The organism is Mycobacterium sp., assembly GCF_049585075.1.
In the GTDB taxonomy this organism is placed as follows: domain Bacteria; phylum Actinomycetota; class Actinomycetes; order Mycobacteriales; family Mycobacteriaceae; genus Mycobacterium.
This window is the reverse complement of the sequence record NZ_JBAUZA010000424.1, coordinates 1-1,615: the sequence shown is the minus strand read 5'-3', so window position 1 is coordinate 1,615 and position 1,615 is coordinate 1. Positions and strand designations below refer to the sequence as shown.

1 protein-coding gene is annotated in these 1,615 nt (G+C 70.1%); it reads right to left on the bottom strand.

Features of this window, described 5'->3' with window-relative positions; all coding sequences use genetic code 11:
* Positions 1-1,615, bottom strand: a 1,615-nt coding sequence (locus tag WB785_RS20035; RefSeq protein WP_424081109.1) for an HAD-IC family P-type ATPase, incomplete at both ends; no start/stop codon positions are given.

Here is a 1,615-nt window from a genome sequence, read left to right as displayed (position 1 = left end):
GCGACAGCTCGCCACAGCGCCCGCTGATCGGGACCGTGGCCGGCCGTCTGTACCGGGCCACTGAGCGGGCTGACCGCAAGCGCGGCGGCCGGTAACGCATCGGTCATCATGTTCACCAGCAGCAGCTGGCGGGTGTTCAGCGGCGACGTCCCGCTGATCGCGGCGCCGATGATCGCAAAGCCCACCTCGCCGGCGTTGCCGCCCAGCAACACCGACACCGCGGCGTGCACTCTTTGCCAGAGCTGGTGTCCCTCGTCGATGGCTGCGACCAGCGCTTCGATCCGGCCGTCGACCAGGACGACGTCGGCCGCGATGCTGGCTGGATCGCTGCCGCGTGCGACGACGGCGATACCGACGGTGGCGGCCCGGATCGCGGCAGCGTCGTTGGAGCCGTCCCCGACCATCGCGCACACCTTGCCGGCGCGTTCCAGCGTCTGGACGACCTGCACCTTGTTCTCAGGTGACATCCGGGCGAAGATCACCCGCTCGCTGGCGGCGCGTTCCTGATCTTTGCGCGACAACGCGTCCCACTCCGCGCCGCTGATGACCTGCTCCACGCTCACCGGCATACCCATTTCGCGTGCGATCGCGGTGGCCGTGATCGGGTGATCGCCTGTGATCAGCCGGATGCCGACCTCACGCTCGGCTAGCGCCTTGAGCAGAGCGGGTGCTTCGGCCCGCGGGGTATCGGACAACCCGAGGAACCCGGCCAGCGACAACCCGTCTTGGGCCAGATCGGCGATGGCGTCTTCGTCGTCCGCGACCAGCTTGGCCTCTTGCGCGTTGAGCCGGCGCCGCGCGACCGCGATCACCCGCAATCCTTCGGCTGCCAGCTGACGTACTGTGCCGTCGATATCCGGGCCGATGTCTGAGCAGGCCGCGAGCACCACTTCGGGCGCGCCCTTGACCGTCAGCTCGTCGTCGGACACCGACGCCGAGAACGACCTGCCGGAGCGGAACGGCAGGTGGGCATCCGCATCGCCGCGATCCGAGCCGTTGGAGCCATCCGCGGCCAGCGCCGCCTCGATGATGGCCCGGTCGGTGGCGTGTATTTGCGGGCCGCCGTTGGCGTCGGGCGCTGCGTGCGCCGCAAAGCGCAACACGTCGTCACGGGAGTAGTCGGCGACGGGATGCACCTGGGCGACCCGCAGCCGGTTTTCGGACAGCGTTCCGGTCTTGTCGAAGCAGACGATGTCGACGCGGCCGAGCGCCTCGACCGAACGGGGGATGCGTACCAGCGCGCCGTACTCGGTCAGCCGTCTGGCCGATGCGGCCTGGGCGAGCGTCGCCACCAGCGGCATGCCCTCCGGGACCGCGGCCACGGTGATCGCGATTCCGCTGGCCACGGCTTCGCGCAGCCCTCGACGGCGCAACAGGCCCAGTGCCCCGACCAGCGCGCCGCCGGCCGTGCTGACCGGGAATGCCTGGTTGGTGAGCTTGCTGAGCTGATGCTGCAACCCGACGTCTGGCAACTCGCCGGACGCGAGTTCTGCGGCGCGACGCGCCTGGGTGTCGGCGCCGACGGCGGTGACCAGCGCAAGCGCCGTGCCCGCGACGATCGTGGTGCCGGCGAACAACATGCAGCGACGCTCGGCCAATTCGGCACCCGGCGTTG